This window comes from Micromonospora sp. WMMD1155, from assembly GCF_029581275.1.
Lineage (GTDB): Bacteria > Actinomycetota > Actinomycetes > Mycobacteriales > Micromonosporaceae > Micromonospora.
This window is the reverse complement of sequence record NZ_CP120742.1, coordinates 5,487,235-5,512,302: the sequence shown is the minus strand read 5'-3', so window position 1 is coordinate 5,512,302 and position 25,068 is coordinate 5,487,235. Positions and strand designations below refer to the sequence as shown.

Genomic DNA, 25,068 nt, shown 5'->3' with positions numbered 1-25,068 from the left:
GGCTCAACCCTTCACCGCACCGGCGGTCATGCCGGAAACCACGTACTTCTGGACCAGGAGGTAGAACGCGACGGCCGGCAACGTGAACAGGAAGGCTACGGCCATCACCGTCTGGATCGGGGTACCCAGTTCACCGATGAAGTTCGCGATACCGACGGACGCCGGTTGCAGGTCCGGGTTGAAGATGAACGTCACCGCGAAGACGTACTCGTTCCAGGCGTGGAAGAAGGCGATGACCGCGGTCGCCGCGATCGACGGCGCGATCAACGGCACGTTGATGCGGGTCAGGGTGGTGAAGGGCCGCGCGCCGTCGGCGCGGGCCGCCTCCTCCAACTCCTTCGGGATGCCGTCGATCGCGCCCTTGAGGATCAGCGCGACGATCGGCAGGACGAAGGCGGAGTTCACCAGGACGAGGCCGGTCAGCGAGTCGAGCAGGTCGAAGCGGCGGAACAGCGCGAACAACGGCACGACCATGAGCGCCTCGGGGAGCATCTGGGTGAACAGCAGCACGACGGTCAGCGCGGCCTTGCCCCAGAACGAGAACCGGGACAGCGCGTACCCGAGCGGGATCCCCAGACCGACGGAGAGGACCATCGTGCCCAGGGCGATCACCAGGCTGTTCAGCAGCCACCCGGCCGCCTTGCCCTCGGCCAGCGCGTCGACGAACACCCCGAATTGGCCGAGGTCCGGCGTGAGCCGGGGCCGGTCGGCGAAGAGGTCCCCGTTGCTGGACAGCGCCGTGACGAACATCCAGTACAGCGGGAACACCGCGATGCCCAGCACGACGAGTACGGCCACGATCCGCGCGGTGACCCCGAACCGGAAGCGCCTCATCGGACGTCCCCCTTCTCCACAGCACGCGCGACCAGTCGGCTGCCGATGATGACGATGAGCGAGATGACGACGCCGACCATTCCGATGGCCGCCGCCGACCCGAGTTCCTTGGAGTCGAACGCCTGCGAGTAGAGGTCGATGACGAGCGTCTCGGTCGCGCCGACCGGGCCACCCTTGGTCATCAGCCAGATGAGTTCGAAGCGGCGCAGCGACCAGATCGTCATCAGCAGGGCCAGCAGCCCCACGGTCGGCTTGATGACCTGCCAGGTGACGGCACGGAAGGTCGCCCAACGTCCGGCGCCGTCCACGCTGGCGGCCTCGTTGAGTTCCTGGGGTACGGACTGCAGTGCGGAGAGCAGCACCACCGAGGTGAAGGGGAACAGCTGCCAGATGGTCGTCGCGAGCACCGCCGGGAGCGCGTAGCGGGGGCTGTCCAGAATGGCCCCGCCCGGCACGCCGAGGCCCACCGCGTCGAGGAAGCGGTTCACGATCCCGTACTGCGCGTTCAGCATCCAGGTGGCGATGAGGGCGACGGCGATGCCCGGTGCGGCCCAGGGGACGGTCACCAGGGCCCGCGCCACACCACGGCCCCGGAAGTTCCTGTTGAGCAGGAGCGCCACGCCGAGCCCGGCGCCGATGGCGCCGACCACGCAGGCGATGACGTAGACGAAGGTGATCAGCAGGGTTCGGTGGAAGTCGGGGTCACCGAAGATCCGGTTGAAGTTCTCCAGGCCGACCCACTCGCTGCGGGTGGGGTTGAGCAGCCTCGTCCTGGTGAAGCTGAGGTACACCTCCTGGACGAGTGGTACCGCCTGGAAGACGAATATGAACAGCGCGGCGGGCGCCAGGAACAGGTACGGCGTCCACTTGCTGCCCAGTGGGCTGGGGCCACGCCGCGCCCCGGGTCGGCGGGATGTCTTCGGTGCCCCGGTCTGCTCGAGCACGGTCATCGGATTTCGATCCTTCTGGGAGAGGACGCTGCCGGCGCACGGCCCTTCGCGCCGGCAGCGTCGCCTTGTCGACCGGTCAGCGGACCAGCTCGGTCGCCTGCTGCTGGGCGCGGTCCAGCGCCGACTTCAGGTCGGCCTTGCCCTGCAACGCCGCGATCACGTTCTGCACGACCACCTTGCGGATGTCCGGCGTCTTGGCTTCGAAACCCAGGACGATCTGCGGCAGGCTGGTCTCGGTGAGCCCGTCGAACACGGGGAGGAACGGGGTCGCCTTGAGCGACTCGGCGCTGCGCTGCGTGGTGGTGGCGACGCTGCTCGCGCCCAGGATCTCCTGCAGCTTGATTTGGTTCTGCGGCTCCAACGCCCACTTGATGAAGGTGGCCGCCTCGTCCTGGCTCTCGCTCGCCTCGTTGATCACGATCGGTGCCAGGATCGCGCCCTGCTTGCGGACCGGGAACGGGATGGGCGCGACGGTGAAGTTCAGCTTCGCGTTCTGGCCGCGGGTGGCGGTCACGTAGCCACCGTTGTTGAGTTCCATCCCGACCTTGCCCTCGGCGAACATCCGCCGGAAGGTCGCGGCGTCGGCACCACGCGGGATGACGTTGGCGTCGTAGAGGTCCTTGTACGCCTGCAGGCCCTTGAGGTTCTCCGGCGAGTTGATGGTCAGGTTCTTGCCGTCGGACCACGCGCCGCCGAAGCCGTAGACGTAGTTGAAGATGTCCTGCCACACGCCGGCCTCTTCGGCCTCCGTCTGCCGGAACGCCAGGCCGTAGACGTCACCCTTGGTGAGCGACTTCGCCGTGGAGGCGAACTGCTCGTAGGTGGACGGCGGCGTCGGGATCAGGTCCGCGTTGTAGAACATCGCGTAGTTCGACGCCTCGAAGATGAAGCCGTGCCGCACGCCGTCGTGGACCATGAACTGGTCCGGCTGCTTGAGCAGGTCGTACTTGCCGGCGTCGACGAGCTTGTCGAGCGGCGCGACGAGACCGGCGTCCGAGGCGGCCTCGAACTCGGGCATGTCGAAGCGGACCAGGTCCGGCCCCTTGCCACTGCCCATCTGGGTCAGCACCGTCTGGCCGAAGGTCGGGTACGGCACGGCGGCGGCCGACACCTGGACCTTGTCCTGGCTGCTGTTGAACTCGTCGAGCCACTTCGTCAACTGCGGCCCGCGGCCCGGGTCGCCGAAGGTCGACGCGGCGAAGGTCAGTTTGGTGACGCCGTCACTTGAGCCACCGTCGGAGCCGCAGCCGGTCAAGAGGGCGGCAACCAGGCCGAGGGCACATGTCGCACCGGCAACGAATCGAGCGCGTTGATTACCCATAGTTACTCCACTGTTACGCATCAGCGTCGTACCGATTAAATTGCAACGATCGTAGCGCCATGTGCAACGGTGTCAAGTAGCGATTGCGCATCGCGTGAACTATATTGCGCATTACGCAATGGCAGCGACGGCGTACCGCCGCCGCACCGAGGGGAGACAGTGCCTTGGCGCAATCGATTCGCCGCGCGATCGACCTCATCCGTCGATCTGCGGAGCACCCGCTGTCCCTCACCGAGGCGGCGGACGTGCTCGGCGTCCACAAGTCCACGGCCCTGCGGATCCTGCAGACACTGGAGGCCGCCCGCTTCGTACGCCGCACCGGCGCGGGCACCTACGTGCTCGGTAGCGGAGTCATCGAACTGTCCGAACTCGCGCTCGGCTCGATGGACCTACGCCAGTTCGCCGCCGCACACCTGCGGGCGCTGCAACGCGAGACCAGCCACACCGTGCACCTGGCACAGCTGACCGGCGACGAGATCATCTATATCGACAAGGTGGACAGCCCGGCGTTCGACGCCGTCAAACTGCCGTCCCGCGTGGGGCGCGCGGTCTCGATCTACGCCAGCGCCGTCGGTAAGACGATCCTGGCCTACCTGCCGTCGGGGGAGCGCGACCGTCTCCTCTCCCACGTCGTGTTCGAGAAGTTCACCGACACCACCTTCGCCGACCACGGATCGCTCGAAGCCGAACTGGCCCGCATCCGCGAGCAGGGTTGGGCCACCGACAACGGCGAACACGACGCCTACGTCAGATGCGTCGCCGCACCCATCAGGGACTCACGAGGACAGGTCATCGCCGCCGCCTCGATGACCGCCATCGAGGTCATCGCGAGCCTCGACAGGTTGAAGCAGGCCCTTCCCCTCCTACTGGAGACCGCGAACCAGATCTCGTCCGAGCTGGGATACACACAGTCAGCCGACGCGGGTGACGGCGAGCGACTACTCGGCTCACCCCACTGACGCGCCACCGGCCGGAGGTGCTGTCGATCGCTGGCCGACGGTCCGGCCGCGCCTCGCAATCGGGTTGTCCTGGCTCGGCACGCGGGTGACCATGGTCGGTATGGCGGGAAACCGGGTGTGAGATCCCCACTTCAGGGCGGCATGCCACGCAGGGACGCGGTGGTCGGTGCCGTCGTGGAGATCGCCTGCGACGAGTCCGGGTTCTCGGGCACCAACCTGCTGCGCTCGACCGCCCCGGTGATCACGCACGCGAGTGTCGACCTGACCGTCGAGGAGGCCGTCGCGCTCATCACCACACTGCGCTCGGGCTTCCGGTTCTCGCCACACGAGCTGAAGTCCGGGCGGTTCCTGCGCGGCTCGGGTGCGGACGAGGCCCTGGGATGGCTCCGGACGGCGCTGACCGGTCGCGCCCACGTCCACGTGATCGACAAGGAGTTCTTCCTCGTCACCCGGATCGTCGATCTCCTGCTGGCCGAGCCGACGTACGCGGCCGGCACCCGCCTGGCCACTGAGCACCGCCCGGCCGCTCTCGCCCTTCACGACGCCGGACATTCGGCCGGAGGCGACTGGGACGCCTTCCTGACCGCGTTCGTCGACTGTGTCCGGATGAAGCGGAGGCTTCCGGTCGACCACACGGTGCGGCGGTTCTTCGAGGCCCGCGACGCCCTGCTGGAGCGCCACCTCGGACCCGCGGCCGACGACGTCCTGCGCGGGCTCAGCCCGAGCCACGTACGAGCCGTGCTGTCCAGGCTCGACAACGACGACCGGTCCGTCCCGCCACCGCTGGAGCCGCTGCTGCCGGCGCTGGCGGAGACGGTCCTGTCCTGGAGCGGTGGACGGCGGCAGGTGCTGGTGACCCATGACGAGCAGAGTGCCCTGACGGCCGATCGGTTGACCCGCCTGCAGCGGATGTTGGCCGACCGCAGCACCTGGGCGGCAGGGACCGACCCGGCCGGGGCGTTACCGGACGGAGTGTCACCGCTGGCCGGGCTGGTGATGGTCGACTCCCGCGACGACCCGCGCGTCCAGGTCGCGGACCTTCTCGCCGGGGTGGCCCGGCGGATGCCGGGAATCATCGACGACGCCCTGCGCCAGCCGCCTCCGACGCCACCACGCACCGAACGGTGACCCGCGCCGCTCACCCGCGAGCGGCGAAACCGTTCACGGCGGGGCCACACATATCGACGAGAGGTGTAGTCCGCGTTCCCCGGGGGCAAGAACCCGCGCATGGAACGAACGGCGGGAGGCGGGGAGCGACTGCTCGGCCAACGGCACCGGCCCGGGAGATCGACCCGGGAAGCGTTGGCGACACGACGGCCCGCAGACCTCACGCGATGCGCCTGACGCTCAGCCTGCCCGCGGTGGCGCTCGGCGCGGTGGCACTCGGTGCGGCAGTGGGTGCCGACCCCGCCCACGCGTATCAGCCGTCGCCGAGCGGTCTCCGCCCGGCGGATGCCGCCACGTCTCCCACCATGGTCTCGGCGTTGCTGCCGCACGTGGTCGAGTCACCCCTGACCGTCGCCCTACCGCTGCCATCCGCCGTCCCGCTGCCGCTACCGTCCGACATCCCCCTGCCGTTGCCCTCGGCAGTCCCCCTGCCGTCGTCCGTCCGGCTGCCGCTACCGACGGTTCCGCTGCCCTCGACGTCGGTCGAACCCTCCGATGTGACTCCCGAGTTGCCGCCTCGAGCGCCCACGCCGGCTTCGCCCAGCGCCCGCGCGGCGTCCCGCTCGACCTCCCCGACTGCCCGACCGACCCGGTCGTCGTCACCGTCGCCGTCGCCGTCACCGTCACACTTGCCGCCAGCGACGGTGACGCGCGGCGGCTTCCACGACACCGTCGGCGGCCGAACCCGGCCGGGAGGCCGGGCGCGAGCGGCGATGGTCGCCGCCGCGGCGTCGACGCCGGGCCCGCCCGCGCGCCCCGATCCGGGGCCACCGGCATTCGTGTTGGCGCTGGCCACCGCACCGAGCGGCCCCGGCGCCAACGGTGTCGACGCGCCGACGTCGGCTGCCGAACCCCCACCGCCCATCCCGCCTCCCTCCCGAGGGTTCACCGTGGCCGCCGTCGACCTGCGCGCCACGAGCCGGCCGGTGGAGCGCGGGCCGCCACCGCCCCAACGACTCCTGATCACTCAGCCGCGTCCACGACGTTGATCAGGAGAGGTCATGGAAATAGCCGTCATCTGGATCCCCGCGGACATCGAGCCGTCGGAGCCCGCCGTCGCAGTGTGTCTCTCGCACCTTCGGCAACACGACTACCGGTTGAAAGGAATCGTCCGGGCACCCTGGGAGACCGTCGAGCAGAAGATGGTCGATGGTGAAGTGGACGTGGTCGTCATCGCCGACCTCGCCCACCTTCCACCGGACCGGTCACCCCGGATCGAGGTAGCCGGCGCCCCGACGTCGACGTCCGAATCCGACTGACACCGACCATGCGCCCCGTCCACCCGTGGACGGGGCGCATCGCGTCCCGGCACCGGCGAAAGTCCGGCGACATCGGCGGCCGTCCCCGCCAGGATTGTCGGTATGGACGAGGTCGAAGTCGTCGTCGCCCACCGGCAGCGGGCGACGCTCCGCGTCGGCGACGTGTTCCTCAAGGTCGATGGGAACCCGGCGCACGCCGACGTCGAGATACGGGCGATGGCCATGGCACCGATTCCGACCCCGGCGATCCTCTGGCACGAGCCGCCCGTGCTCGCCATCGCCGCCGCGCCCGGCCGGGCGCTCGGCCTCCTCGGCGAACCGTCGCCCGCGTCGCCCGCGGCGTGGGCTGCGGTGGGTGCCGCCGTACGGAGGCTGCACGACGCGCCGCTGCCGCCCTGGCCGGGACGCCGGCTCGACGACGTGGCAGCCGAGCTCGACAGCGAGTGCGCGTGGCTGCTCGCCAACGCCGTGCTGCCCGCCGAGGTGATCCGTCGCAACCGCGAGATCGCCGAGGTCGCGCTGCGGCCGTGGAACCCGGTTTTCGTCCACGGCGATCTGCAGATCACCCACGTGTTCGTCGACGGCGACGAGGTCACCGGCGTCATCGACTGGTCCGAGGCGGCCCCCGGTGATGGCATGTTCGACCTCGCCACCCTGACGCTCGGACACGAGGAACGCCTGGACGACCTGCTTGCCGGCTACGGCGCCGGCGCGGACCGGGAGGTGATCCGCGCCTGGTGGTCACTGCGCAGCCTGGTGGCGTCGCGCTGGCTGATCGGGCACGGCTTCGATCCGGATGCGCCGGGGTGCGAATTCGACGTGCTGAGATCCCGGATGCGGGATCGGTAGAGGAGTCACGTCAGGCCTGTGGGCGGGGTCGCCTCGAACCGCGTCACCCACTATGGTCAGTTCCATTATGAGACTTACTGCTTTCTGGCGCTGGTGGGGCGCCAGCACGACGAGTCACCTCGGCTCGGCGGTCGGCGGGGTGGCCCTGCCGCTGACCGCACTGACCGTCCTGGACGCGTCGGCTTTCGAGATGGGTCTGATCACGGCGGCCGGCTACCTCGCGTACCTTCTGATCAGCCTGCCGGCCGGGGTGGTCGTGCAGCGGGTACCGCTGCGCGGCATGCAGGTGGCGCTGGACCTGGTCCGGGCCCTGGCCGTCGCGTCCGTCCCCCTGGCCTGGTGGTTCGACGCCCTGACGGTGACCCAACTGATCGCGGTCGCCCTGGTCGTGAGCTTCGCCAACGTGCTGTTCGACGTGGCCAACCAGACCTTCCTGCCGGAGATCGTGCCCGCGACGCAGTTGCAGGCGCGCAACAGCCTCAACTCCGGAACGCACGCCGTCACCCAGCTCGGCGGGCCCTCGATGGGCGGCCTCGCGGTGCAGGTGCTGGGTGCCGCGCCGACGCTGTTCGTGGACGCCGTCAGCTACGTGATCTCCGCCGTCCTGCTGCGCACCCTCCCCGCCCGACGGGTGCAGCGACCGGCCGAGCGTCCGCCGATGGTCACGATGATCCGGGAGGGCTGGCACTACGTGCTCCGCCACCCGATCATCGGACCGGCCATGTGGGACGCCACCGCGACGAACTTCGTCAACGGCGCGATGCTCGCGCTCTTCCCGTTCTACCTGGTGCGTGAGCTGCACGCATCGCCGCTGCTGGTCGGGCTGCTCCTCGCCGCCGACGGCCTCGGCACGCTCATCGGCGCCGCGGTGACGACCCGGTTCACGCACCGGGTGGGCACCGCACGCGGCCTGATCATCGCGGCCTTCGTCGGCGTACCCGGCGCGCTCATCATTCCGCTCGGCACCGGCACCGCCGGCTACCTCGCCTTCGCCGCCGGCAACATCATCCTCGCCGTCTCCTCGGTGGTGCTCAGCGTGACCACCCGCACCTACCGGATGATCGCCAGCCCACCGGAACTCCTGTCCCGGGTGATCGCCACCGTCAAGTTCGTCTCCTGGGGCGCCATCCCCCTCGGGGGCCTGCTGGCCGGCATCCTGGCCGGGCCACTCGGTGCTCGTACCACCCTGCTGCTCTTCGGGGCGCTCACCGTGCTGTCCCCGATCATCTACCTGTCGACCCCGATCCGCCGGATGCGCGACCTGCCGCTCGACGCGGCTCCGAAGCCGGTCGAGGCCCCGGTGTGAGCCGCCCGTTCGTCGACACCTCGGTCACGAGCCGTCCGGAGATGCGGTCGGCTGAAGGCCCGGCCAGAACGGCCATTCCTCGAACGCCCGGCACCGCCCGTCCTCGGCGAACCGCATGATCCACAGGTCGCGGTACTCCTGGTCGACCGGGTCGCCGTAGCGGACCTCCTGACGCGACACCGCGGTGTCGCCCTCGACCGCGACGATGTCGGTGGTCATCTGGAACACCTCGTCGGGGCCCTTGCGCTGCTTCTCCCACAGCTGCGCGATGGCCGGCAGGCCGACGACGGGCGTCCAGTACGGCCCCTGCTGGTAGCTCGCATCCTCGGTGAAGAGGGTGACCAGGTCGTTGGTGCCCGGCGTCCGCCACACCCGCTCGTAGGCGGCGAGCCACTCGCTGACGTACTTCCTGTCCATGGACATCACTGTGCCATTCGGCGGACGGCGGACCAGCCGGAACCGACAGGCAGCCCGGAACCGACAAGCCGCAGGTCACCGGGGGCCGACTCCGACGTAAGCTGCTCTGGTGACCGCGACGACGCCCATCGACCCGGTGGCGGCCGAGGTGATGGCCGAACTGGCCGCACTGGAGGACCCCCGCACGCGCGAGGTGAACGCGAAACACGGTGACGATCACGGTGTGCACCTCGGCAAGCTTCGTGCGCTCGCGAAGCGGCTGAAGACGCAACAGGAACTCGCGTGCCGGCTCTGGAAGACCGACGACACCGCGGCGAGACTGCTGTCGATCCTGATCTGCCGCCCCAGGGCGTTCGGGCGTGCCGAGCTGGACACGATGCTGCGCGAGGCACGCGCGCCCAAGGTGCACGACTGGCTCGTGAACTACGTGGTGAAGAAGAGCCCGCACTCCGAGGAGCTGCGCCTGGCCTGGTGTGCTGATCCGGATCCGGTGGTCGCGAGCGCCGGCTGGGCGCTGACCACGGAGCGCGTGACGAAGAAGCCCGAGAGCCTCGACCTCCCGGGACTACTCGACGTCATCGAGAGCGAGATGAGGGACGCGCCGGATCGCCTCCAGTGGGCGATGAACCACTGCCTGGCCCAGATCGGGATCGAACACGCCGCGTACCGCGCCCGCGCGATCGACATCGGCGAACGCCTGGCGGTCCTCAAGGACTACCCGACCTCCCCGGGGTGCACATCCCCGTACGCGCCAGTCTGGATCAACGAAATGGTACGTCGAGCGCACGCCTGAGCAGGGCCTCCTCCGGGTGCACGATGGCGTAGAGCCCCGTCGAGGCCTTGACACACATCGATGTTAACGCGAACATTGGTTCGCCACCTCGACGTAACACCATCGTCATGTCTCCCTCGCCCACTCACGCTTCTTCCTGGCGGGATGCCGTCGGTCGACCGTCCCCGGGTGGCGTCGTTCGGACGCTCACCAACCGCACGGAGGACAGATGTCGCTGCCACTCCCCCGCACCGGTCCGGTCCTCCGCCCAGCAGTTCGTTCCGCGCCAGCCGGCCGCTGCTCCCGCCGGCTACGGTCGGTGGTGGTGGCCGCGCTGGTGGTGCTCGCCGTGACGGCCGGGCTGCCGGTCGGCGGACCGGCGCAGGCCGCACCGGCCGTGAACTACACCAACCCCCTGGTCAACCAGCGGGCCGATCCGCACATCTTCCGGCACACCGACGGCTACTACTACCTGACCGCGACAGTGCCGCAGTACGACCGGATCGTGCTGCGCCGGGCGACCACCCTGCAGGGGCTGGCGACGGCGGCCGAGACGACGATCTGGACCCGGCACACCAGCGGGGAGATGGGCGCCCACATCTGGGCTCCGGAGATCCACTTTATAAACAACAGGTGGTACGTCTACTTCGCCGCGGGACGCACCGACGACGTGTGGCGGATCCGGATGTACGTGCTGGAGAACGCCAACGCGAATCCGCTGAACGGGTCGTGGACCGAACGCGGCCGGATCACGACACCCTGGGACACCTTCAGCCTCGACGCCTCGACCTTCGTCGTCAACGGGGTGCGCTACCTGACCTGGGCACAGCAGGAGCCGGGCATCTCCACCAACTCCAACGTCTACCTCGCCCGGATGGGCGCCAACCCCTGGCAGATCACCGGCACGGTGACCCGGCTCGTCGTGCCGACGTACGACTGGGAGACCCGCGGCTACCGGGTCGCCGAGGGGCCGGCGGTGATCCAGCGCAACGGCCGCGTCTTCCTGACCTACTCGGCCAGCGCCACCGACGCCAACTACTGCCTGGGGATGCTGACCGCCTCCGCCACCGCGAACCTGCTCGACGCCGCCTCGTGGAGCAAGAGCCCCGCCCCGGTGTTCGCCAGCAACGCGGCCACCAGCCAGTACGGCCCCGGCCACAACTCGTTCACCGTCTCCGAGGACGGGCAGAGCGACATCCTCGTCTACCACGACCGCAGCTACCGGGACATCAGCGGCGATCCACTGAACGACCCGAACCGGCGGACCAGACTGCAGAAGCTGTACTGGAACGCGGACGGCACCCCGAACTTCGGCATCCCGGTGCCCGACGGGGCCACCCCGGTCCGGCTGCGGGCACACGACCTGAACGGCAGCTTCGTACGGCACTACGACTACCGGGCCCGCATCGAGCCGAACGTCACCAACCTGGCCGACTCCCAGTTCCGCATCGTCAACGGCCTCGCCGGCGGCGGCTCGGTGTCGTTGGAGTCGACCAACTTCCCCGGCTACTACCTGCGTCACCGGGGCTATGCGCTGTACGTCGAGAGGAGCGACGGGTCGTCGCTCTTCGGCAACGACGCCAGCTTCCAACGGCGACCCGGCCTGGCCGCGAGCGACGGCCTCTCCCTGGAGTCGCAGAACTTCCCCGGGCGGTACGTGCGCCACCGCGACGGGATGCTCTACCTGGAGCCGGTGAGCTCGACAGCCGAGCGTGGCTCCGCCACCTTCCACCTCGAATAGCCACCCACCAGGCAGGAGAACCCATGCCTCTCTTCACCAGAAGGCCGTCCACCGCTGAGCCGGTCCGCCGTGCGGGGCGTACCGGCCTGGTGCTGGCCATGATCACCGCGCTGGTCGGCGCGGCCGCCGCCGTGCTGGTCGCCGCGCCGCCGGCAGCGGCGGCGACCATCGACACCAACGCCTACTACGTCCTGGTCAACCGGCACAGCGGCAAGGTGCTCGACGTCCGGGACACCTCGACGGCGGACGGCGCGGTGATCCAGCAGTGGTCCCGTAACGACGGCGCGTGGCAGCAGTTCCAGTTCGTCTCCTCCGGGAGCGGCTATTACCGCCTCAAGGCCCGGCACAGCGGGAAGGTCGTCGACCTCTGGGAGTGGAACACCGCCGACGGCGCCGAGTACCGGCAGTGGCCCGACACCAACGGCACCAACCAGCAGTTCCAGGTCCTCGACTCGGACGGCGGCTCCGTCCGGCTCATCAACCGCCACTCCGCCAAGGCACTGGAGGTCTGGGAGCGGTCCACCGCCGACGGCGGCCGGGTCAGTCAGTACGCCGACCTCAACGGCCCGAACCAGCAGTGGCAACTGGTCGCGGTGGGCGGCGGCAGCACACCGCCGACCACCGGCTGCGGCAGCGGATCGACGAACGCCGAGGCCGTCCTGAACGGGAGCACCTGGACCGCCCGCAACGGCTCGTCGACCGTCTACTCGGGTTCGGACATGTTGTCGGCCATGCAGGCGGCGGTCAACTCGCTGTCGGCGGGTCGGACGTCGAAGCAGCGGGTGGTGGTGCGCGGCTCCGGGTCGGTGAGCGCGGGTTCGCGGTTGTCGCTGCCGTCGTACACGACCCTGGCGGTGTGCGGCACGATCAACGTGACCGGCTCGGGGTCGGGAGACCAGGCGCCGGTCTACTCGCGCGGCACCACCGACGTCGAGGTGCAGAACCTGACGCTGACCGGGTCGCCGCTGTACGGGATCTTCATGCGCAACGTGAACAACCTGACCCTCGGGCAGATCGACATGCGGCTCTCCTCGGGCCTGGGCATCCGCATCGACAACCACGGTGGGGACCGGGCGGTCAAGGTGCGCAACATCCGCATCGACACCGTCTACGTGTCGGGGACCGGCACCCACGGTGTGGAGACGTACGGGGTGGACGGCCTGACCATCGGCACGGTCACGGCACGGAACACCAGGGACTCCGGCCTGCTGCTCAACGACACGATCAACGCCACGGTGGGCACCGTCGACGCGCAGAACGCCGGGGCCGGCACCGGCTACGCCGCGTTCCGGATGGCCAACCGCAACGGTCGGGTGGGCAGCTCGTACCCGACCAACATCCGGGTCGGGACCGTGATCGCGTCCGGGGGTGGCCGGGGGATCTTCTGTGTGTCCGAGTCCGGTGGCGCGGTCATCGACCGGGTGACCATCTCGAACACGGGGAACAACTCGATCCTGGTGGAGAACTGCTACAACGTCGTCATCGCCGGGGTGTCCGGCACGGTGACGGGTGGCGGCGAGGTGAGGATCGCGTCGCGGACGGAGTTCCCGATCTCCTCCGGCATCCGGTTCCAGAACCTGACCGTCAGCGGCACCAACATCACCCAGAACCCCTGCGGTGGCGCCAACAACACGATCAGCAACGTCACGCGGATCAACTCGACGCTGACCTGGTGTTGACGCCCACCGGCGTGCCGCCCGCCGCGGATCCGCGGCGGGCGGCGCGGGCGGCTGGTGGCCTCAGGAGACGACCACGTCGCGGTAGTAGTAGCGCAGGATCGCCTGGTAGGTCCGGCCCTCGTTGGCGAGGTCACGGGAGCCGTACTGGGACAGCCAGTCCCCGTCCACCCAACCACCGCAGGCGGTGGTCGTCGCGCAGTAGTGCGCCCGCAGGATGTTGCCGCTCCGGTTCAGCCGGGTCGACCAGGTGCGGTCCACCGCGGAGGACGTCGAGGCCTGCGCCGACGACGGCCGGTAGACCTGGTCCCCGGTGTCGTCACGGACGTCGTAGCACTGTCCGCCGGGGGTCTTGCGGGTCGAGTGCAACGCCCAGTACCAGGCGTAGCTCTTGACGGCCACGGCCCCGGCGTCCAGCGAGGCGTTCGGCCAGCTCGTGATCCACTCGTTCGGGAGGACGTTCTTGACGTACGTCTTGAAGTCGACCCGGTCGACGCGGCCGAGCCCGACCCGGTAGACCAGGATGGTGCTCGGCAGCTTGCTGTTGGTGCCGTCGGTGCTGCATCCCGTCGGTCCGCTCAGCAGTTCGTGCGAGGCGTTGTTGTTCTTCAGCGTGGCGTTGAGGTTGCCTTTCGCCCCGGACGCGAAGTCCTGGCTCGCACCGGCGAAGTTGCTGTTGAAGTAGACCCGCACGGTCCTACCGGTCCGGTTCCACACCGACGCGGCGTTGTTCTTCACGCACAGGCCCTTGCCGTTGCCCGCGCCCTTGAAGTCGTAGCAGGTCGGTTGGGTCGTGCCGTAGTCGTCCAGGGAGTCGGTGAAGTCGGAGACCGACCCGGCCTGGTTGCTGTTGTAGTAGTAGCAGAACTCGCCGCTGTCGCAGGTTCCGTCCCGTGCGGCTGCCGCTGCCGGCGAGGCGACACTCAGGATGGAGGTGGACACGGCGAGGACGGCGCCGACGGCGGCGAGGCCCTTGCGGAGATTCACGGTGGCCTACTTCTCGTTGTAGCCCTGGGAGTTCCAGAACGCGGTCGGGTCGGCGTTGTCCAGGGTGGGGTCGCCGACGCTGACGGCCGCGTGGGTCTGCCGGCCGGCCCGGACCTCGACGTGGGTGTGCGCGGCCGAGCTGGAGGACACCCCGTGCCACGACTCGTCGGCGATGATCTGGCCCTTGCTGATGGCGTCGCCCACGCCCACCCCGGACCTCGGCGCGGTGTGCAGGTAGATCACCGTCTTGTTGAGCGAGGAGTTGTAGACGGAGATCGTGGACAGGCCGCCGCTGCCGGTGTTGCCCCGCGCGACGTAGGTGACCGTTCCGGAGACCAGGGCACGCACGTCCGACCCGACGCTGCGGGCGATGTCGATGCCCTCGTGCCGCCCGGGCGTGGTGGTGTACCCGTCGAAGGCGCAGGTGACCACGCCGCCGCTGGCCTGGTACAGGGCGTACGACAGGTTCGTGCGCGTCGACGGCGAGAACTGGTGGGAGGCGTTGTTGTTCTTCAGCGTGGCGTTGAGGTTTCCCTTCGCGCCGGCCGCGAAGTCCTGGTACGAACCGGCGTATCCGCTGTTGTAGTAGACGCGTACGGTCTTGGTGCTGCGGTTCCAGACCGAGGCGGCCTCGTTCTTGATGCACAGGCCCTTGCCGGCGCCGGCGCCCTTGAAGTCGTAGCAGGTGGGCTGCTCGGTGCCGTAGTCGTCGAGCGATCCGGTGAAGTCCGAGATCGATCCGGCGTTGCCGCTGTTGTAGTAGTAGCAGAATTCGCCGCTGTCGCAGACCCCGTCACGGGCCGCCGCCGACGCGGGCGATGCGACGCTGAGGATCGAGGTGGTCGCGGCCAGCGCGACGCCGGCGGCGGCGAGGCTCTTACGGATGTTCATGGTGTCCTCTCGTGGACGGTTCGCGTCGGTTGACGCAGGTGATCGGGTGCGGGTCACTGCCCGCGCTGGTACTGCTCCCAGGTCCTGATCGGGATCCGGGGGCCGTCGTCGGGGCCCTGGTTGGCCAGGCCGTTCAGGCCGAGGTAGTAGTCCCCGACCTGGTGCTGCGCCTGGCTGGACAGGTCCGTGTCGTTGATCGCCGTGGCGTGGATGTGCCACGGCCAGTCGCCCTGACTCGGGTTGCGCACCCAGGCGGCGAAGCCGACCTGGCGGAGGGCTCGGGCCACGGCGGTGCGCTCGGCGGCGGTCATGCCGGTGACCGCGATGTCCACCACACCACCGCCGTCGTGGGTGCCGGCCGAGGTCGGATCACCCCCGGGGTTGTACGAGCCCTGTTCGAGCACCAGGGCGTACCCGAGCAGACGTTGGGCCTCGGCCAGCATCGCCTGCGTACGGGCGTTGACGACGTACCCGTCGCGCTGGACCTTGGCACCCGGGCCGATCGGGTTGCCGACGGTGTACCGGTTCTGCCCGAGCTTGGTCAGCGACGTCCTGCCGGGCAGCCCGTTCGCGGCGAGGCCGGTGTAACCGAGCGACCGCTGGTAGGCGGCGTACGCCGAGATGGTGACGGTGCCGAAGTAGCCGTCGACCCACTGCGCGTCGAGCAGGTTCCGGGCCTGGAGCGCCTGCTCGACGGCGAGCACGGAACTCTTCGCGCCCGGGGTCAGCGTGTCGTCGGCGCGGCGCGGGTCGATCTGGGCGGCCAGGACGGTGGCCTCCATGTTCACCACCGGCAGCGCCGCGGTGGTGACGGCCCGCTGGGCGGTGGCGTCGGGTGTCGCGGCCGATGCGTGGGCCGGGACGCTCGCCGCCACACAGAGCGCGGCGAGCCCGACGGTCAACCAGGGACGGCGCACTGTCGATCCTCCTCGTAGGTGATGAGTCGCGTTGGGACGGACATCACAGTGCGAGGAGGCACCTGCTGTTCGGTACCCCGTTGGCCTGTCAGATTCGTCAGGCCGTCGCCGACCTGGATGAATGCGGTGTTGTCAGCTTGCGGGCGCCCGGGACTGACAGTGCGGGGGTCGCCCCCTGACGCCGCTCGCGGGCGCGCTCAGGCCGTGACGGTGACCATGAAGTACACCGGTCGGCGGGTGGGGAAGAACTCCTGCCCGTTCTCGTCGACCATCTTCCAGCTGACCCAGCACTTCCCGGGACGGCTCGGAGCGGTGACCGGAACGCTGATCATCACCTGCTCACCGGGCGGCGTGTCGCCGATCGCGACCCGTTCCGGCACCTGGCAACCGTCGGCGTCGGCGGTCGGGTTCGTCCGCGCCAGGTAACGGTTGTGCCAGACGACCTTCCCCACGTTCGCGAGGGCCCACACCTTCACGAACGTGGTGTTCACCTTCACTCGCGTGCCGTCGGGGATGGTGACGTCCGCGACGAACTTGCTCGAGTCGCCGGCGATCAACGAGTCCGAGAACGCCGACGACGACGGCGACAGCGACGAGGCCGACGACGCCGACGCGGCAGGGGTGCCCCAGCCGTCGCGCGACGAGAGGTCCCGCAGGGTCACGCCCAGGACGGCGACGATCGCCACCACCATGACCACCGCCGCGGCGGCCAGCCACGGCGAACGGCTCCGGCGCGCTCCGGCCTCCTCCTCGACCGGCGGGTAGTCGCCGATCCGCAGGTCGCTCGCATACTCCGCCGACGACGGGGCGTCACCCGTCATCGATCGCCCGTGGATCGTCGACGGCTCCGGGTCGCCGGCGGTCTCGGCGCCGGTCCCGGTGGGCTCGGCTCCCACGTCGGCCGCCGACGCGGATCCGTCCGACGCGGGGTCGTCGGCCGGGATGCCGTGGGCCGAGGCCGGTCGCTGCGCCTCCTCCCACCTGCGTCGCCACAGGGCCTCGTCCGCCTCACAGGCTCGGACGAACTCCCGGGTGGTCTCCCAGGAGGGGAACCTGGTCCCGGCAGCGGCCTCGTGCAACGTGGTGTGCGAGATCCGGCCCGACCGACCGGCCATCTTGCGGAAGGACGGGTCGCCGGCCGCGGATCGCAGTGCCCGCAACTGTTCGGCGAACCTACCGGCGGCCGATCGGTCCTGGACTCCATCCGTTGCGGCACGCTGGGCCTTCATCCACTCCCCCATGTCAGACGGCGTCGTCAGGCGTTGTCAGAGCGTGTCAGAGGCTACCGAACGGGCGATGGCCGCGATCAATGTGGTGCATCGACGACACCGGGCTCCACGGTCCCGGTGCATTGAAGGAGGTCACCGATGAAGAAGCTCTCCCGACGTGGTGTGCGCATCCTCGCGGCGGTCGGGCTGGCGGTGCCCGCGACGCTGGCGTTCGCCGGACCGGCCCACGCCGAGACCAACCCGCGCTGTGTGGGCTCGGTGCAGATCGGCGCGACCGCGTACGTCACCGTGGGCGGCCAGACCGCCGCTTCGGTCAAGCAGTACAAGGGCTGCGGCAAGAACTACGCGTACACGTACGTGTGGCAGCAGTATCGGGAAACCCACGGCTCGTACCAGGTCTGCACCTCGATCGTGACCGGAAGCACCCTCCGCGACCTGCAGTGTTCGAGCGGCAAGGAGGTCTGGTCCCTGGGCGCCGACACCCTGTCGGTGTGCACCCGGGCGCTCGGCGGGATCTCGGACGTCGCGCAGAAGGAGACCGAGGTGCGCTGCTGACCGCCGTACCACTGCGGGTCGGGTGACCGGCCGAACGCGGCCCGGCGGTCCCCCCGCCGGGCCGCGCGCCGTCCCCCGGTCAGGCGGTGATCACCGGCCAGGCGTACGCGAGCAGGGCGCACGCGGCACCCAGGAGCGCGAGCGAGACACCCCGGGTGGGCAGCGGCAGGGCCGCGAGCACGATCAGGATGACGGCGAGGATGTAGAGAAAGGCCTGGGCGGACATATGGGTCTCCTCGATCAGGGGATCACTGGCGGATGTGGAACTCGCCCGCCGAGATGCCCCCGACCGTGATCGCGGAAACCTGCCGCCGATCCTCAGCAGGTCCACAGTGGTCGGCACGGCATCTGCCGTGCGCCGCCTACGCCCCGAGGAGCAGCGCTTCGGCTCCGACCGGTCGAAACCCGGCCGCCTGGAAGGCGCGCACACTGCGCGAGTTGCCGGCGGCCTGCTGGGACCAGAGCGGCTGACCGTCCGGTACCAGGTGTCGCGCGGCGGTCGCCAGCACCCTCCCCAGGCCCCGGTGGCGACGCTCGTCGTCGACCTCGATCGCCACCTCCCAGCGGCCGGCCACCCCCCGGCCGAGAACGATCACCCCACCATCGGCTGCCCAGAGGCGCACGTCGGTACGGCGGCGACGTGCCCTGGCCTCGCGGGGATGATCGGTGTCGGTGAGTTCGGTGAGCCGCAGGGGCGGGTCCCCGGCGAGGCCGCTCGCCACGGTCAGCAGGTCGATCGTGTCCATCGACCGCCCGGTGCGGTCGAGCAGCGCGGCCAGGAAACGCGGATTCATGGTGGCCGCCAGAGGGTCGCAGGCGACAGCGGCCAACGTACGACGTACCCATCGGGGGTCTTCGTCGGTGAACACCACCGAGTGGCCGGTGAAGGCGATGACTCCGGCGTCGCGGCGACAAGGCTGCGGCACCACGGTGGTCCCGCCGTCCGGCGGCGGGAAGGCGCCGTGCGCCGCCGCCTCCAGGATGTCTGCCAGCGTGCGCTGCATGTGATCTGCTCCTCGGTCCCCGATGCGGCGTCTCGGCTCGGCCGCTTCCGAAGCGGGTCGATGATATGCGGCTCCGCCGCTACGGTCGCGCCGTGCGGTCTCGTCGGCGTTGTCCGGATAATGAGGTCCCGATCGCCTGAGCTGGAGGTCCGCGTGCGAGTCATCCGCATTCTGCCCAACCTTCCGGTGGCCGACGTCAGCACCGCGAAGGGCTTCTACACCGACTTCCTCGGCTTGAGCACCGAGGAGTTCAACCTGGGCTGGGTGGCCCGCTACACGTCGCCCGACTCCGACGTGGCCGTGCAGCTCGTCTCCGGCGACGCGTCCGCGCCCGAAGACTCGGTCATCAGCGCGCAGGTGGACGACGTGGACGGCGCCTACGCGGAGGCGCAGCGACTCGGTTACGAGATCGTGCACCCGCTGACCACCGAGCCGTGGGGCGTGCGCAGGTTCTTCGTCCGCGCCCCGGACGGCAGCGTCATCAACGTCGCGGCGCACCACTCCTGAGGCGGGCCGGACGACCGGGTGGGGCGAAGCCCGAGACGGCCGACGCGTTCGCCCGTCGCCGCCGCACACCCGGCAAGACGATCATTCAGGTCGCGGAGAACCAGTGAGGGTACGCGGTCGGCGGCACCTCAGCCGATCGTCAGCGGGTGGGCCGGGCGACGGCGGCCTTCCCGCTCGGGCGGGACGTGGCTCACCCGCGTGGGGGACGTGACGCGACCCGGCGACCGCGATGGTGGGTTCTGTGACCAGAGGCGCCCGTACAGGTTGGCGAACGGGCCGGGGATCAGCCTGGCTGTCGTACGGCGCTGCGGCGTGGACGGCGGCGTACGCGGTTGTCCACGCCGTATGGGCGAGCCGCGGCGCTCCACGATTCACCGAACCGGGCGAGTCGTTCCTGCCGGAGGGATGGTTTCCGGTGGCGGTCTCGGTGCTCGCGACAGCGACCGTCCTGCTCGTCGGGTCGGGAGCCGACCGTCGTCGCCGGACGGCTCTCCGATGGCTGGTGGCAGCGCTGGGCTGGATATCGGGGGTGTCGCTGCTGCTCTACTCGTTCATGTTCCCGCTGACCCTCCTGATGGTCCTCGGCGGCGTGTTCGGCATGGAGGTCCTGCCGGCCTACACCGTGTGGGGTGTCGGGCTGTTGATCGCCGCAGGCTCGTACTTCGGTCTGACCAAGCCCACCTGCGCCCTCACTTACGGCAAAGCGCCCCGATCCGTCGTCAGGTGCGGGCACGATGAGAGGACCAGGCGGCGCCCCTGAACGCCCCGGCCAAGATCGCCAACGTGTTCGACGGCGGCTGAGTACGCCGGGTCCTCGCGAGGGACTCCGAAAGGGTGCGGGCGGCCGTCAGCCTGTGGGGGCGAGCTGTGCGCGGCGCGTCCGCAGGTGGACACGTTCGGTCTCGTTGGTGACCAGCGCCAGGGCCTGGTCGTACGCGGCTCGGGCTTCGGCGTCACGGCCGAGCCGGGTCAGCAACTCCGCGCGGGTGGCGGGCAACCGGTGGTAGCCGGGAAGGTGCACCTCCTCCAGCGCGGCCAGGGCCGCCGCCGGCCCGTACACCTCGGCGACGGCGACCGCCCGGTTGAGCGCGACGACCGGGGTCGGCGTGAGCGCGAGAAGCTGGTCGTACAGTGCCAGGACCTGCCGCCAGTCGGTGGTGGCGCCGTCGGTGTGCACCGCGTTGATCGCGGCCTGGATCTGGTACGGCCCGGGCCGGTCGACCCGCAGGCATCGGCGGACCAGGTCGTGGCCCTCGGCGATGAGTCTCCGGTCCCACCGGGACCGGTCCTGGTCCGCCAGCAGCACCAGGTCGCCGGTCGGGCCGACCCGGGCCGCACGGCGTGCCTCGGTCAGCAGCAGCAGGGCGAGCAGGCCCAGGACCTCCGGCTCGTCGGGCATCAGCACGGCCAGCTCGCGGGCGAGCCGGATCGCCTCGGTGCACAGGTAGGGTCTGATCAGCGGCCCATCGGTGGCCGTGTAGCCCTCGTTGAACATCAGATAGAGCACGGTGAGCACCGGCGGCAGCCGTTCCGGTAACTCGTGTTCGGTGGGCACCCGGTAGGGGATGGCGGCGTCGCGGATCTTCCTCTTGGCACGCACGATCCGCTGCGCGACTGTCGCTTCCCGAATCAGGTAGGCCCGGGCGATCTCCGCCACCTGTAGACCGCCGAGCAGGCGGAGCGTGAGAGCGGTGCGCGCGTCGGGGGCGAGAGCCGGGTGGCAGCAGGTGAAGATGAGTCGCAGCTGATCGTCGTTCACCGGCCCCACCTCCCGGGGCTCGTCCTGGTGGCTCAGCAGGAGCGCCTGGGCGTGCCGGGCCTCGCGGGTCGACTCCCGGCGAAGCCTGTCCACGGCCCGGTTGCGGGCGGTGGTCACGATCCAGGCGCCGGGGTTGGGCGGCGGGGCGTGCCATTTCTGCACGGCCGTGGCGAAGGCGTCCTGGACCGCCTCCTCGGCGAGGTCGATGTCGCCGAGCACGCGGGTCAGGGTGGCGACGCAGCGCCCGTACTCCGCGCGGTAGATGTCTTCCAGGTCCATGTCGTCACCCGCCTCCTCGTCTGTGGTGCAGCCAACCGGGAGATCTGATCCTCTCGCAGAGGGCTGACGGTCTGCGGCGTGAGGGCCGACGGCTCGCCGGGTTTCGGCGTCCGTCCCTTCCGGGTAGCGCACGGGTCATGAACCGCGATCTCGTCAAGGCTCTGCAGGTTGCTTGGGGCGTGCCGGAATTCCGCGACGGCGTGCGTCACATCGTCGACCTCGACGAGGTGGCGGTGCTGCTGGCCGCGCTGTCCGATCCGGACCACGACCGCGAGGTCGAGCGCAGCCTGGTGGGCCTACTGCGGTCCGGTCTCGACACCACCGAGATCCGGGACGCGGTGCTGCTGTTGTTGGAACGGGACGAGGTACGCCGGCCACTCGTCGCGGCGATGGCCGAACCCCTCGCGGACCGACCGGGTCAGGCTGCCGCCATCGCCTCGGCCGCCGAGGATCCTGCGGCACGGCGCGAGCTGCGGGCGGTGCTGGACAACGCGCGAGCGCGCGAGCTGATCTGGCAGGCTGTCGACGACCAGGTGAACGACGATCGCGTCGGGCTGATCCATCGGGCGGCGGTGCTGTTCCTGCGGCACCGCAGCGTCCGGCGCCTCGTGTGGGCGCTGCGCCGGCACGGTGTGTTGCGCGAGCTACGCCGCCGGGCGGAGGATCCCTCCCCGACCGGCTGAGGGCGGAGTGGACCCTCGAAGACGGTGACCAGGAACGGGGGTGTCCATGACGCCGGAGGTGTCGCCCCGCCGGGCCAGAGCCGTGCTCGCCGCGCTCTCGCTCGGCGCGTTCGCTTTCATCACCACCGAGTTGCTGCCCGTCGGTCTGTTGACGCACATCGCTCCCGATCTCGACCGCAGCCGTTCGCAGGTGGGTCTGCTGGTCAGCGGGTACGCCATCGTGGTCGTGCTGGCCTCGGTGCCGTTGGCCCGGCTCACCCAGCGGATTCCCCGGCGTCACCTGCTCGGCGTCACGATGCTTCTGTTCGCCGCCGGCAACGTCACCGCCGCGCTCGCGCCGACGTACGCCGTCCTCGCCGGCTCCCGTCTCCTGACAGCCCTCGCGCAGGCGCTCTTCTGGTCCGTCGCCACGGCGACGGTGACCGGGCACTTTCCCGTCGCGGTGCGCGGCCGGGTGGTGGCGCTGTTCGCCGCCGGGGCGACACTCGCCCCGGTTCTCGGCGTACCCCTGGGCACCTGGCTCGGGCAGCAGGCCGGGTGGCGGGTGGCGTTCGCGGTGCTGGCCGCGGTCGGTCTTACCACCGCCGCAGCGGTTTGCGTCCTTCTCCCCTCCTATCCCCCGGCCGCCGGTGGCGCGGCGCGGGGGACGGCACCGGACCGGCGACGCTTCATCCTGTTGCTGGCCGCGACCGCGCTCGGCATCGGCGGCTTCATGACCCTGCAGACGTACGTCACACCGTTCCTGCTCGACGTGAGCCGCTTCGCCGACGCGATGCTGGCGCCGTTGCTGTTCGTCTCCGGCGCGGCCGGCGTCGTCGGCACCCTGGCGGCGGCGCGGACCCTGGACCGCTGGCCGATCGTCTCCCTGCTGACGCCGCTGAGCATCGGCACCGCCTCGCTGTTCGGCCTGTACGCGATCGGCGCGCTCCAACCCGGCGTGGCGGCTCTCCTGGCCGGGGTCGGCCTCGGTTACGCCGCGTTCGGCTCCGCCGTGCAGAACCGGATGCTGCACCTGGCTCCGGGTAGCACCGACATCGCGTCGGCCGGTGTCAGTACCGCGTTCAACGCCGGTATCTGCGGCGGCTCGCTACTCGGCGGGGCGCTTCTGTCCACCTCGGGAGCGCGCCCGCTGGCCCTCGTCGGCGGCCTGCTGACGCTTGTCGCTCTCGGGCTGCTCGCCGTCGACGGGCGGCGAGGCCACACCGAGCCGTCGCCGACCACCGCCCGTCCCCCCACCGACCTCGCCGCGCCCCGGCACGCGTAACGGGTCACCGGCGTCGTTTCTCCCGGTCGACGGAGGAGTCGCGACCCCACCCGGTCGCCTCAGCGTCGGCCCACGTCGTGTGCCCACCGGTCGAGACACGGCGACGGCTCAGTGGCCGCGGAACGCCTCCTCCAGCCACCACGACCCCCGCGCGGCGCAGACCTTGGCGTCGACCACGAGTGGCCGGGTACGGGGACCAGCGAGCCACTCGCGTACCGGCCCTAGGTCGTCGACGCCGCGGACGGTCACCCCGTCGCAGCCGTAGCCACGGGCTATCGCGGCCAGGTCGGTGTCGGGGAAGGTGACGGTCTCCAACGGGTGACCGTCCGGGCCGAAGTGGTGCACCTCGGCACCGTACGCAGCGTCGTCGTAGATCACCACGAGGAGAGGCAGCGCGAGCCGGACGGCGGTCACCAGCTCGGTGGCGGACATGACGAACCCGCCGTCGCCGAGCGCGGCGACGGTGAGCCGGTCCGGCCGGGCGACCGCCGCGCCGAGCGCGCCGGCCAGGCCGAGCCCGACCGACTGGAACGCCTGGGTGAAGCAGAACCCGGCCACGTCCGGCACGTCGAGCCACATCGACGGGTAACCCATGAAGTTGCCGGAGTCGACCACCACCGTGCGGTCGGGCGGCAGCAGGTCGTCCAGGGCGGCCGAGAGGGTCCTCGGGTCGATCGTCGCCGCGTCGCCCTCATCCTGGTACGGGACCGTCCGCCACCGGCCGTGGTCGCGGATCCGCCGCGCCAGCTCCGGTGTCCGCCAACCGCTGACGCCCGTCGGGTCTTCGTCGAGCCGGTCGAGCAGCGCCTCGGCGACGGCGGTCACCTCGCCGAGCACCGTCAGGTCGACCGGACGGTTCACCCCGAACGCGGCCGGGTCCTGATCCACCTGGACGACGACGGCGGTGGGCGGGATCAACTCGCCGTGCCGGGTGGTCCACATGTTGAGTGTGCTGCCCCACGCGACCACCAGGTCCGCCGCGCCGATCAGCTCGACGGCGAGCGGGGTGGCGAAGCCGCCGGCCACGTCGAGGTACCACGGATCGCCGGCGAACAGTCCCTTCGCGGCAGCCGACACCGCGAGCAGCGCCCCACACCCGTCGGCGAGCCGGGTCAACGGTTCGCGCGCCGACCGGGCGCCCCGACCCGCGATGAAGACCGGCCGACGAGCGGCCCCGAGCGCGGCCAGCAGCGGCTCGACCTGCGGCGCGGCGGACGGGGTCGACACGACCGCGGGAAGTGGGCCGGACCACGGTTCGACAGCCGCGCCCTGCACCTCCAACGGGAGGCCCAAGACCACCGTCGCACCCCGGGCGGCGGTCCGGTACGCCGCGCCCGCGTCCTCGGCCGCGTGCGTCGTGCGTACCCGATGGAAGTCGGCCCCGACCGCGGCGGCGAGCCCCGGCAGGTCGATGAAGAAGTTCGACCGGGGCGCGGTCGCCTCCGGGGCCAGGACCACCATCGGGGTACGACTCTTCGCGGCCTCGGTGAGACCGGTCAACGCGTTGGTGACACCCGGACCCTGGTGCACCGAGAGCAGGCCGACCGTGCCGGAGGTGCGGGCGTACCCGTCCGCCATGCTCGCCGCGCCCCCCTCGTGGGCCGCCGCCACGAACCGGGCGCCCGCCGCCACCAGCGCGTTGGTGACGTGGAAGTTGCCGCTGCCGACCACCCCGAAGACGTACCGTGCGCCGTGGGCGTGGAGAACCCGCCCGACCACCTCGGCTACCCGCATCGGTGGGC

The 25,068-nt window shown here is 70.4% G+C and carries 26 protein-coding genes; 13 read left to right on the top strand and 13 right to left on the bottom strand.

The genetic code is table 11. The features are described from left to right. Window positions 1-3 precede the first annotated feature (3 nt). The 3 genes from O7617_RS25330 to O7617_RS25320 form a co-directional block, all read right to left on the bottom strand. The gene (locus tag O7617_RS25330; RefSeq protein ID WP_282258621.1) at window positions 4-834 is read right to left on the bottom strand and encodes a carbohydrate ABC transporter permease; all 831 of its coding nucleotides are present in this window, start codon (window positions 832-834) and stop codon (window positions 4-6) included. Next, on the bottom strand, window positions 831-1,784 hold the full coding sequence (locus O7617_RS25325; RefSeq protein ID WP_282258620.1) for a sugar ABC transporter permease: 954 nt from the start codon (window positions 1,782-1,784) through the stop codon (window positions 831-833). Before O7617_RS25325 ends, O7617_RS25330 begins: the two co-directional genes overlap by 4 nt. A gap of 76 nt (window positions 1,785-1,860) precedes the next feature. After that, window positions 1,861-3,105, bottom strand: a complete 1,245-nt coding sequence (locus tag O7617_RS25320) for a sugar ABC transporter substrate-binding protein (protein ID WP_282258619.1) — start codon at window positions 3,103-3,105, stop codon at window positions 1,861-1,863. A gap of 164 nt (window positions 3,106-3,269) precedes the next feature. On the opposite strand from O7617_RS25320, the gene O7617_RS25315 reads away from it, so the two are divergent. Further along, window positions 3,270-4,064 carry an IclR family transcriptional regulator gene (locus O7617_RS25315; protein WP_282258618.1) on the top strand — a complete coding sequence of 265 codons (795 nt, stop codon included), beginning with the start codon at window positions 3,270-3,272 and terminating at the stop codon, window positions 4,062-4,064. 141 nt (window positions 4,065-4,205) lie between these two features. Further along, the gene (locus O7617_RS25310; protein WP_282258617.1) at window positions 4,206-5,192 is read left to right on the top strand and encodes a hypothetical protein; all 987 of its coding nucleotides are present in this window, start codon (window positions 4,206-4,208) and stop codon (window positions 5,190-5,192) included. Between the two features lie 292 nt (window positions 5,193-5,484). Here the strand turns inward: O7617_RS25310 and O7617_RS25305 are convergent, their stop codons facing one another. Further along, window positions 5,485-6,096: a hypothetical protein gene (locus O7617_RS25305; RefSeq protein ID WP_282258615.1), complete on the bottom strand. Its 612-nt coding sequence runs from the start codon at window positions 6,094-6,096 to the stop codon at window positions 5,485-5,487. A 136-nt stretch (window positions 6,097-6,232) separates the two neighbouring features. Between O7617_RS25305 and O7617_RS25300 the strand changes: the two genes are divergently transcribed. The 3 genes from O7617_RS25300 (at window position 6,233) to O7617_RS25290 (ending at window position 8,645) form a co-directional block, all read left to right on the top strand. Then, on the top strand, window positions 6,233-6,490 hold the full coding sequence (locus O7617_RS25300) for a hypothetical protein (RefSeq protein ID WP_282258613.1): 258 nt from the start codon (window positions 6,233-6,235) through the stop codon (window positions 6,488-6,490). Window positions 6,491-6,592: 102 nt separating this feature from the next. Then, window positions 6,593-7,339, top strand: a complete 747-nt coding sequence (locus tag O7617_RS25295; RefSeq protein WP_282258612.1) for a phosphotransferase — start codon at window positions 6,593-6,595, stop codon at window positions 7,337-7,339. A 67-nt stretch (window positions 7,340-7,406) separates the two neighbouring features. After that, the gene (locus O7617_RS25290) at window positions 7,407-8,645 is read left to right on the top strand and encodes an MFS transporter (RefSeq protein ID WP_282258611.1); all 1,239 of its coding nucleotides are present in this window, start codon (window positions 7,407-7,409) and stop codon (window positions 8,643-8,645) included. A 24-nt stretch (window positions 8,646-8,669) separates the two neighbouring features. On the opposite strand, the gene O7617_RS25285 is transcribed toward O7617_RS25290, so the two are convergent. Then, a complete protein-coding gene (locus tag O7617_RS25285) occupies window positions 8,670-9,062 on the bottom strand; it encodes a nuclear transport factor 2 family protein (protein ID WP_282258610.1) in 393 nt (130 codons plus the stop codon). A 151-nt stretch (window positions 9,063-9,213) separates the two neighbouring features. On the opposite strand from O7617_RS25285, the gene O7617_RS25280 reads away from it, so the two are divergent. From O7617_RS25280 to O7617_RS25270, 3 genes are all read left to right on the top strand, one after another. Beyond that, window positions 9,214-9,855, top strand: a complete 642-nt coding sequence (locus O7617_RS25280) for a DNA alkylation repair protein (protein ID WP_348774203.1) — start codon at window positions 9,214-9,216, stop codon at window positions 9,853-9,855. A gap of 208 nt (window positions 9,856-10,063) precedes the next feature. Then, window positions 10,064-11,575, top strand: coding sequence for a family 43 glycosylhydrolase (locus tag O7617_RS25275; protein WP_282258607.1), 1,512 nt, complete (start codon window positions 10,064-10,066; stop codon window positions 11,573-11,575). 23 nt (window positions 11,576-11,598) lie between these two features. Then, window positions 11,599-13,254: an RICIN domain-containing protein gene (locus O7617_RS25270; protein ID WP_282258605.1), complete on the top strand. Its 1,656-nt coding sequence runs from the start codon at window positions 11,599-11,601 to the stop codon at window positions 13,252-13,254. 60 nt (window positions 13,255-13,314) lie between these two features. Here the strand turns inward: O7617_RS25270 and O7617_RS25265 are convergent, their stop codons facing one another. The 4 genes from O7617_RS25265 to O7617_RS25250 form a co-directional block, all read right to left on the bottom strand. Next, window positions 13,315-14,238 (bottom strand): SpoIID/LytB domain-containing protein, encoded by a 924-nt coding sequence (locus O7617_RS25265; RefSeq protein ID WP_282258604.1) that lies wholly within the window; start codon window positions 14,236-14,238, stop codon window positions 13,315-13,317. A 6-nt stretch (window positions 14,239-14,244) separates the two neighbouring features. Next, the gene (locus O7617_RS25260; RefSeq protein ID WP_282258603.1) at window positions 14,245-15,129 is read right to left on the bottom strand and encodes a peptidase inhibitor family I36 protein; all 885 of its coding nucleotides are present in this window, start codon (window positions 15,127-15,129) and stop codon (window positions 14,245-14,247) included. 53 nt (window positions 15,130-15,182) lie between these two features. Then, window positions 15,183-16,046 (bottom strand): peptidoglycan-binding protein, encoded by an 864-nt coding sequence (locus O7617_RS25255; RefSeq protein WP_282258602.1) that lies wholly within the window; start codon window positions 16,044-16,046, stop codon window positions 15,183-15,185. Window positions 16,047-16,243: 197 nt separating this feature from the next. After that, window positions 16,244-17,275 (bottom strand): NBR1-Ig-like domain-containing protein, encoded by a 1,032-nt coding sequence (locus O7617_RS25250; RefSeq protein WP_282258600.1) that lies wholly within the window; start codon window positions 17,273-17,275, stop codon window positions 16,244-16,246. 138 nt (window positions 17,276-17,413) lie between these two features. On the opposite strand from O7617_RS25250, the gene O7617_RS25245 reads away from it, so the two are divergent. Next, complete coding sequence (locus tag O7617_RS25245; RefSeq protein WP_282258599.1) at window positions 17,414-17,830, top strand: hypothetical protein; 417 nt, start codon at window positions 17,414-17,416, stop codon at window positions 17,828-17,830. Between the two features lie 79 nt (window positions 17,831-17,909). Here O7617_RS25245 and O7617_RS25240 read toward each other — a convergent pair whose 3' ends face one another. Both O7617_RS25240 and O7617_RS25235 read right to left on the bottom strand, forming a co-directional pair. Continuing rightward, window positions 17,910-18,056, bottom strand: coding sequence for a hypothetical protein (locus tag O7617_RS25240; protein WP_282258597.1), 147 nt, complete (start codon window positions 18,054-18,056; stop codon window positions 17,910-17,912). 136 nt (window positions 18,057-18,192) lie between these two features. Then, window positions 18,193-18,834 (bottom strand): GNAT family N-acetyltransferase, encoded by a 642-nt coding sequence (locus tag O7617_RS25235; protein ID WP_282258596.1) that lies wholly within the window; start codon window positions 18,832-18,834, stop codon window positions 18,193-18,195. A 153-nt stretch (window positions 18,835-18,987) separates the two neighbouring features. On the opposite strand from O7617_RS25235, the gene O7617_RS25230 reads away from it, so the two are divergent. Both O7617_RS25230 and O7617_RS25225 read left to right on the top strand, forming a co-directional pair. Next, window positions 18,988-19,341 (top strand): VOC family protein, encoded by a 354-nt coding sequence (locus O7617_RS25230; protein ID WP_282258595.1) that lies wholly within the window; start codon window positions 18,988-18,990, stop codon window positions 19,339-19,341. Between the two features lie 415 nt (window positions 19,342-19,756). Then, window positions 19,757-20,101 (top strand): hypothetical protein, encoded by a 345-nt coding sequence (locus tag O7617_RS25225; protein WP_282258594.1) that lies wholly within the window; start codon window positions 19,757-19,759, stop codon window positions 20,099-20,101. Between the two features lie 87 nt (window positions 20,102-20,188). On the opposite strand, the gene O7617_RS25220 is transcribed toward O7617_RS25225, so the two are convergent. After that, complete coding sequence (locus O7617_RS25220; protein WP_282258593.1) at window positions 20,189-21,379, bottom strand: RNA polymerase sigma factor; 1,191 nt, start codon at window positions 21,377-21,379, stop codon at window positions 20,189-20,191. A gap of 137 nt (window positions 21,380-21,516) precedes the next feature. Here O7617_RS25220 and O7617_RS25215 point away from each other — a divergent pair, with 137 nt between their 5' ends. Both O7617_RS25215 and O7617_RS25210 read left to right on the top strand, forming a co-directional pair. Further along, window positions 21,517-22,062 (top strand): hypothetical protein, encoded by a 546-nt coding sequence (locus tag O7617_RS25215; protein WP_282258592.1) that lies wholly within the window; start codon window positions 21,517-21,519, stop codon window positions 22,060-22,062. Between the two features lie 46 nt (window positions 22,063-22,108). After that, window positions 22,109-23,326 carry an MFS transporter gene (locus tag O7617_RS25210; protein ID WP_282264868.1) on the top strand — a complete coding sequence of 406 codons (1,218 nt, stop codon included), beginning with the start codon at window positions 22,109-22,111 and terminating at the stop codon, window positions 23,324-23,326. Between the two features lie 108 nt (window positions 23,327-23,434). On the opposite strand, the gene O7617_RS25205 is transcribed toward O7617_RS25210, so the two are convergent. Next, window positions 23,435-25,060 carry a thiamine pyrophosphate-binding protein gene (locus O7617_RS25205; RefSeq protein WP_282258591.1) on the bottom strand — a complete coding sequence of 542 codons (1,626 nt, stop codon included), beginning with the start codon at window positions 25,058-25,060 and terminating at the stop codon, window positions 23,435-23,437. Between the last annotated feature and the right edge of the window lie 8 nt (window positions 25,061-25,068).

What these genes read in the sequence shown, in the direction of transcription:
- O7617_RS25330 (WP_282258621.1), bottom strand. Translation starts at nt 834, where the DNA reads ATGAGGCGCTTCCGGTTCGGGGTCACCGCGCGGATCGTGGCCGTACTC.
- O7617_RS25325 (WP_282258620.1), bottom strand. Translation starts at nt 1,784, where the DNA reads ATGACCGTGCTCGAGCAGACCGGGGCACCGAAGACATCCCGCCGACCC.
- O7617_RS25320 (WP_282258619.1), bottom strand. Translation starts at nt 3,105, where the DNA reads ATGGGTAATCAACGCGCTCGATTCGTTGCCGGTGCGACATGTGCCCTC.
- O7617_RS25310 (WP_282258617.1), top strand. Translation starts at nt 4,206, where the DNA reads ATGCCACGCAGGGACGCGGTGGTCGGTGCCGTCGTGGAGATCGCCTGC.
- O7617_RS25305 (WP_282258615.1), bottom strand. Translation starts at nt 6,096, where the DNA reads ATGGGCGGTGGGGGTTCGGCAGCCGACGTCGGCGCGTCGACACCGTTG.
- O7617_RS25300 (WP_282258613.1), top strand. Translation starts at nt 6,233, where the DNA reads ATGGAAATAGCCGTCATCTGGATCCCCGCGGACATCGAGCCGTCGGAG.
- O7617_RS25295 (WP_282258612.1), top strand. Translation starts at nt 6,593, where the DNA reads ATGGACGAGGTCGAAGTCGTCGTCGCCCACCGGCAGCGGGCGACGCTC.
- O7617_RS25290 (WP_282258611.1), top strand. Translation starts at nt 7,407, where the DNA reads ATGAGACTTACTGCTTTCTGGCGCTGGTGGGGCGCCAGCACGACGAGT.
- O7617_RS25285 (WP_282258610.1), bottom strand. Translation starts at nt 9,062, where the DNA reads ATGGACAGGAAGTACGTCAGCGAGTGGCTCGCCGCCTACGAGCGGGTG.
- O7617_RS25280 (WP_348774203.1), top strand. Translation starts at nt 9,214, where the DNA reads ATGGCCGAACTGGCCGCACTGGAGGACCCCCGCACGCGCGAGGTGAAC.
- O7617_RS25275 (WP_282258607.1), top strand. Translation starts at nt 10,064, where the DNA reads ATGTCGCTGCCACTCCCCCGCACCGGTCCGGTCCTCCGCCCAGCAGTT.
- O7617_RS25270 (WP_282258605.1), top strand. Translation starts at nt 11,599, where the DNA reads ATGCCTCTCTTCACCAGAAGGCCGTCCACCGCTGAGCCGGTCCGCCGT.
- O7617_RS25260 (WP_282258603.1), bottom strand. Translation starts at nt 15,129, where the DNA reads ATGAACATCCGTAAGAGCCTCGCCGCCGCCGGCGTCGCGCTGGCCGCG.
- O7617_RS25250 (WP_282258600.1), bottom strand. Translation starts at nt 17,275, where the DNA reads ATGAAGGCCCAGCGTGCCGCAACGGATGGAGTCCAGGACCGATCGGCC.
- O7617_RS25245 (WP_282258599.1), top strand. Translation starts at nt 17,414, where the DNA reads ATGAAGAAGCTCTCCCGACGTGGTGTGCGCATCCTCGCGGCGGTCGGG.
- O7617_RS25240 (WP_282258597.1), bottom strand. Translation starts at nt 18,056, where the DNA reads ATGTCCGCCCAGGCCTTTCTCTACATCCTCGCCGTCATCCTGATCGTG.
- O7617_RS25235 (WP_282258596.1), bottom strand. Translation starts at nt 18,834, where the DNA reads ATGCAGCGCACGCTGGCAGACATCCTGGAGGCGGCGGCGCACGGCGCC.
- O7617_RS25220 (WP_282258593.1), bottom strand. Translation starts at nt 21,379, where the DNA reads ATGGACCTGGAAGACATCTACCGCGCGGAGTACGGGCGCTGCGTCGCC.
- O7617_RS25215 (WP_282258592.1), top strand. Translation starts at nt 21,517, where the DNA reads ATGAACCGCGATCTCGTCAAGGCTCTGCAGGTTGCTTGGGGCGTGCCG.
- O7617_RS25210 (WP_282264868.1), top strand. Translation starts at nt 22,109, where the DNA reads ATGACGCCGGAGGTGTCGCCCCGCCGGGCCAGAGCCGTGCTCGCCGCG.
- O7617_RS25205 (WP_282258591.1), bottom strand. Translation starts at nt 25,060, where the DNA reads ATGCGGGTAGCCGAGGTGGTCGGGCGGGTTCTCCACGCCCACGGCGCA.